This is a genomic window from Thermoanaerobaculia bacterium, assembly GCA_035717485.1.
Taxonomy (GTDB): domain Bacteria; phylum Acidobacteriota; class Thermoanaerobaculia; order UBA5066; family DATFVB01; genus DATFVB01.
The window spans coordinates 1-5,680 of record DASTIQ010000107.1 but is presented as its reverse complement, the minus strand read 5'-3'; the positions used below and the strand labels follow the sequence as shown (position 1 = coordinate 5,680).

The window sequence follows — 5,680 nt, the reverse complement described above, 5'->3', positions numbered from 1 at the left end:
AGGCGCGGCGATGCATCGAGCCGGGCGGGCGCGTGAAGCCCGCCCGCGGCCGCGACGTACGCCGCGGTACGCCTTGGCCGCGGGCCGGGCTCCCCGCATCCCGCCGGGCTCGCGCCTCACCACGCCTGGTCCTCCGTGGCGGAGAGTTCTGTCTCGAGCCGAAAGTCAGGTCGAACTCGCGGGTCTGAGTATCCGAGGCTCGATTCCAAGAATTCCCCTGACACCCGCTCGACGCTGAGGCGTCGCCAGGCGCGAGCCCGGCGCGCGGGGGCGGCCCGGCTCGCGGGCGCGGCGTACCGGGGCGTACGTTAAGCCCGCCGGCGGGCCGTCCCCGTCCCGCCCGGATCGATGCATGGCGACGCCGGCCTTACAATTACAGGGATGATCCGGTTCGAGGAAATCCTCGAGAAGGTCCAGGCCTACAACCCGGCGAGCGACGAAACGCTCCTGCGGAAGGCCTACGTCTTCTCGGCCAAGGAGCACCACGGGCAGACCCGCCGCTCCGGAGAGCCGTATCTGATCCACCCGATGAACGTCGCCGGGATCCTCGCGGACATCCGCGCGGACGACGTGACGATCGTCGTCGGCCTCCTCCACGACATCCTCGAGGACACGGGAGTGACGAAGGAAGACCTCGCCCGGCACTTCGGCGCCGAAGTCGCCGAGCTCGTCGACGGAGTCACGAAGATCGGCAAGTTCACGTTCCATTCCCGCGAGCAGGAGCAGGCGGAAACCTTCCTCAAGATGATCCTCGGGATGGCGTCGGACCTGCGCGTGATCCTCGTCAAGCTCGCCGACCGGCTCCACAACATGCGCACCCTCGAGTTCCTGCCCGAGGACAAGCGCGTCGAGATCGCGCGCGAAACGCTCGAGATCTACGCGCCGATCGCGAACCGGCTCGGCATCGGAGCCATCAAGGGGCCTCTCGAGGACCTCGCGTTCCGGTACCTGGAGCCCGCCGCGTACGATCAGCTCTCCCGCGACGTCGAGTCGCGGCTGAAGAACACGCGCGGCCTCGTCGAGGAGATCCAGCGGCGGATCGAGACGGCGCTCTCGCAGGCGGGAATCGAGAGCCAGGTCCGCGGGCGCGTCAAGCGGCTCTATTCGATCCACGCGAAGATGAAGCGCCAGGGCCTCGAGATCGCGCAGCTCTACGACATCCTCGCGTTCCGCATCGTCTGCCGCGAGGTGAAGGACTGCTACGCGATCCTCGGACTGATCCACCAGGTCTGGCGGCCCGTCCCCGGGCGCTTCAAGGACTACGTCGCGATGCCGAAGCCGAACTTCTACCAGTCGCTTCACACGACGGTGATGGGGGAGCGCGGCACGCCGTTCGAGGTGCAGGTTCGCACGTTCGAGATGGACGTCGTCGCCGAGCGGGGCATCGCCGCGCACTGGCGATACAAGGAGGGACGGCTCGACGCCTCGCCGGAAGACGCGCGCTTCGACTGGCTCCGCCGGCTCGCGGACCTGAAGACCGAGGTCTCGGATCCCCGGCAGTTCCTGAACTCGCTGAAGGTCGATCTCTATCCCGACGAGGTCTACACGTTTTCGCCCAAGGGAAAGGTCTTCGCGTTCCCGCGCGGCGCGACGCCGGTCGACTTCGCGTACCGGATCCATTCCGACGTCGGAGCCCGCTGCGTCGGAGCGCGCGTGAACGGCCGGCTCGTGCCGCTGAAGACGCCGCTCGGCAACGGCGACTGGGTCGAGATCCTGACGTCGCCGGCGGGGAAGCCCTCCCGCGACTGGCTTTCCTTCGCCGTCACTTCGCGCGCGCGCAACAAGATCCGCCACTTCATCCATGCGCAGGAAAAAGAGAGGTCGATCGAGATCGGCCGGAAGCTCCTCGATCGCGAGTTCAAGCGATTCAAGCGCTCCGTCCGGAAGCTCGAGGCGGAAGGAGGGTTCGCCGATCTCCTCCCCGAGCTCGGGATGTCGAAGATCGAGGACCTCTACGCCGCCGTCGGGTTCGGCAAGATCGCGTCCCGACAGGTGCTCGAGCGGTTCATCCCCGCCGACGAGATCGCGCGCGTCCCGTCCTCCGAGGGGGGCTCGGCGATCGGGCGGGCCGCCCGCAAGATCCTCCCGTTCGGCGCGCCCGCCGTCGAGGTCGTCGGCTACGACGACCTGCTCGCCACGCTCGCGCGGTGCTGCAGCCCGCTTCCGGGCGAGCCGATCGTCGGCTACGTCACCCGCGGCCGGGGCGTGTCGGTCCACTCCACCACGTGCCCCAACGTCGTGAACCTGATGTACGACCCGGAGCGGCAGATCGCGGTGACCTGGTCGGGCAAGCGGCCGGAGACGAAGTTCCCCGCCGAGCTGCGCCTCGCGACGGAGGACCGGTCCGGGCTCCTCGCCGACGTGACGCAGACGATCGCGAACGAGAAGATCAACATCCGCCGCATCGAGGCGAAGGCCGCCGAGGACGGAACGGGAGAGATCGTCGTGGTCCTGGAGATCAGCGGCGTCAAGCAGCTCGAGAAGGTGTCGAAGCGCCTGCGCGCGATCGCCGGCGTCCGCGAGGTGCGGAGGCACGCGCCGATCATTTCGGCCGTCCCGGCCTCCTAGGTCGAAAGTCGCGAGTCGGCGAGTCGAAGGACGGCGCGGGCGCGCCCGGAAGGGGAGCGGGAACCGCTAGGCGGTCGCGGTCTTCGATCGGACGGCCGGCTTCACGACCTTGCCGCTCCGGAGACAACGGGTGCAGGCGTTGACGTGACGGGTCGCGCCCCCGACCACGGCGCGGACGCTCTTCACGTTCGGATGCCACCGCCGCTTCGTGACGTTATGGGCATGGCTGACCCGGTTGCCCGAGACCGCCGATTTTCCACAGAAGTGACATCCCTGGGCCATGTCGGTTCCTCCTCGACGAAACCGCGATCCTAGCATGCGCTCCCGCGGTTGGGAAGAGGGCTAAGTGTCGGTGGCCGTGAATGTTTTGTCTTGACAGGCCTTTACGCATCTGTTACTTTTTTCCCAGTTGCTACGAGTCCCATTCGACGTTCCCAGACCGTTTTGACGAGTAGGTGAGCCGAGTGCTGTTTGGCAAATCGAAAAACCTCGTGGGCCTCGACATCGGGAGCTCCGGGGTCAAGCTCGTCGAGCTGAAGCAGGGGAAGGGGGGCACCTACAAGCTCCTGAAGGCCGGCGTCGAGAGCCTGTCTCCGGAGGCCATCGTCGACGGAGCGATCATGGACTCCTCCCTCGTCGTCGAGGCGATCAACCGGCTGGACGGCGCGCTGAACGTCCGGAACACGAATTTCGGGACGTCCCTCTCCGGCCACTCGGTCATCATCAAGAAGATCAACCTTCCCCGGATGACCGAATCGGAGCTCGCCGAGTCGATCCGGTGGGAAGCCGAGCAGTACGTCCCGTTCGACATCAACGACGTCAACCTCGACTACGTCGTGCTCGATACGGCCACCGCCGACGGGATGGACGTCCTTCTCGTCGCGATCAAGAAAGACAAGATCGCCGAGTACACCGGCGTGATCTCCCAGTCGGGGAAGACCCCCGTCCTCGTGGACGTGGACGCCTTCGCGGTCCAGAACGCGTACGAGGTCAACTATCCGCTCACCCCCGGCCGGGTCGTGGCGCTCGTCAACATCGGCGCGTCCGTGACGAACGTCAACGTCCTTTCGGGGCTCAATTCGATCTTCTGGCGTGACATCTCCTTTGGCGGGAACCAGTACACCGACGCCCTCCAGAAGGAGTTCAACCTGAGCTTCGACCAGGCCGAGAGCCTGAAGCGGGGCGAGAAGGTCGGCGAGCACACGCTGACGACCGCGCTCCCGATCCTGCAGGCCGTCTCGCAGGACATGGCGCAGGAGCTCCAGAAGACGTTCGACTTCTTCACCGCGACGACCGCCACCGAGCGGATCGACGAAATCGTCCTCTCCGGGGGCTCCGCGCGGGTCGTCAACCTGGATTCGCAGCTGAAGGAGCGCTTCGGGATCCCCGTCGAGATCATGAACCCGTTCCGACAGATCCAGACCTCGGGGAGCGGCGTGTCGGAGGACTGGCTGTCCGAGCACGCGCCGATGCTCGCGATCGCCGTGGGACTCGCCGTGCGGCAGGTCGGAGGATGACCGCTTGATCAAGATCAACCTGCTCTCCGAAGGGCGGACGGCGGCGCGCGCGCCGGTGGCCACCGTCGCGACCGGAAGGATCAACAACGCCGTTTTCGTCGGCTGCATCGCCCTTGCGATCCTCTATTTCCTCGGGATGTGGTGGCACGTCGCTTCGGTCAAGCGCGACTGGGACGAGAAGAACCGCCGCGCCCAGGCGGAAGTGGATCGACTCAAGTCCATCATCGACGAGGTCAACGGGTACGAGAAGAAGAAGGCGAGCCTCGAGGCGAAGATCAACCTGATCAACGACCTGAAGCGCAATCAGCACGGCCCGGTGCGGCTGATGGACGAGGTCTCCAAGGCGCTGCCCGATCTCGTCTGGCTGAACAGCATGAATCTCATCGGGAATGCGATCCAGATCAACGGCAAGGCGATGACGCCGAACGCCGTGGCCAACTTCATCGAAAACCTCAAGAAGAGTCCCTATTTCGCCGAGCCGCGCTTCCAGGCACTGAACCAGGAAGGGCCGATCTACAACTTCGGGCTTTCGGTGACGTTCACGTACGTGACGCCGACCGAGACGCCCGCCGCTCCCGCCACCGCGACGCCGGGCTCGGCGCCGGCCACTCCGCCGGCGGCGAAGCCGGCCGCGTGACGAGGTCCTGAGATGGCGCTCGAAGATCTCTTCAAGTTCGAGGACAAGCCGATGTGGCAGGCGGCGGCCACCGGTCTCGTCATCGGCGGGCTCCTCGTCGTCGTCGCCGAATGGCAGTTCTTCGCGCCGCGGCGGCGCGACATCGACGCCGCCAAGGCGAAGTACGCGTCTCTCTCGGCCGAGATCGAGAAGGGGCGTGCGGCGGAGCGAAAGCTCGCGCAGTTCCGCGAAGAGGTCAAGAAGCTCGAGCTCGAGCTCCACAAGCTGCTCCAGGTTCTTCCGCCGGAGCGGGACACGGAGGACCTCATCAAGAAGGTCGAGGCCCTCGTCCACCAGGGCGACTTCAGCCTCCTCGTCTTCCGCACGAACGAGCCGATCCCGAAGGACTTCTACAAGGAGTATCCGTTCAACATCGTGCTGAACGGGACGTACCACAACCTCGCGCTCTTCTTCTCGCGGATGGCGAATTTCTCGCGGATCATCAACGTCGAGGACCTGCGGATGCACGACATCACCAACGTCCGGGGGAAGACGCTGAACGCGACCTTCGTGGCGAAGACCTTCATCTACACGGGCGACGAGAACGCGCCCTCCGGGACGGCTCCGCCTCCGGCCAAGAAGGGGAACGTGCAGCGCGGCGCCGCGGCCGTGAAGGGAAAGGACCTCCCGACCGAATGAACACCACGCAACGATTCCTCGTTCCCGCGATCCTCCTCGCCGCCGCGGCGGCATCGGCGCAGGGCGCCCGCAAGGAGAAGACGCCGGCGAAACCCGCCCCGGCGCCGGCGGCCGGCGCGGCGGCGCCCGCGCCCGCGCCTGAAGACACGACGATCGAGGGGCGCCAGTACGTCTACGACCCGGCCGGCCGCCGCGATCCCTTCAAGTCGCTCCTCGTCCGCGAGCGCGCCCGCGAGTCGAGGCCGCCGGGGATCGCGGGACTCTCGGTCGACGAGCTCGA

6 protein-coding genes are annotated in these 5,680 nt (G+C 66.6%); 5 read left to right on the top strand and 1 reads right to left on the bottom strand.

All coding sequences use genetic code 11. The annotated features are described in order from the left end of the window. The first annotated feature begins 381 nt into the window (after positions 1-381). Entirely contained in the window at positions 382-2,568 is a 2,187-nt protein-coding gene (locus VFS34_05815; GenBank protein ID HET9793961.1) for a bifunctional (p)ppGpp synthetase/guanosine-3',5'-bis(diphosphate) 3'-pyrophosphohydrolase, read from the top strand. Positions 2,569-2,634: 66 nt separating this feature from the next. Here VFS34_05815 and rpmB read toward each other — a convergent pair whose 3' ends face one another. Then, positions 2,635-2,850, bottom strand: a complete 216-nt coding sequence (gene rpmB / locus VFS34_05810) for a 50S ribosomal protein L28 (GenBank protein HET9793960.1) — start codon at positions 2,848-2,850, stop codon at positions 2,635-2,637. 182 nt (positions 2,851-3,032) lie between these two features. On the opposite strand from rpmB, the gene pilM reads away from it, so the two are divergent. The 4 genes from pilM to VFS34_05790 form a co-directional block, all read left to right on the top strand. Beyond that, the gene (gene pilM, locus VFS34_05805) at positions 3,033-4,085 is read left to right on the top strand and encodes a type IV pilus assembly protein PilM (GenBank protein ID HET9793959.1); all 1,053 of its coding nucleotides are present in this window, start codon (positions 3,033-3,035) and stop codon (positions 4,083-4,085) included. A 4-nt stretch (positions 4,086-4,089) separates the two neighbouring features. Beyond that, positions 4,090-4,722, top strand: coding sequence for a PilN domain-containing protein (locus tag VFS34_05800; GenBank protein ID HET9793958.1), 633 nt, complete (start codon positions 4,090-4,092; stop codon positions 4,720-4,722). 12 nt (positions 4,723-4,734) lie between these two features. Next, positions 4,735-5,400: a type 4a pilus biogenesis protein PilO gene (gene pilO, locus VFS34_05795; protein ID HET9793957.1), complete on the top strand. Its 666-nt coding sequence runs from the start codon at positions 4,735-4,737 to the stop codon at positions 5,398-5,400. Continuing rightward, a partial coding sequence (locus VFS34_05790; protein HET9793956.1) for a hypothetical protein occupies positions 5,397-5,680 on the top strand: 284 nt, incomplete at its 3' end. The genes pilO and VFS34_05790, both read left to right, overlap by 4 nt.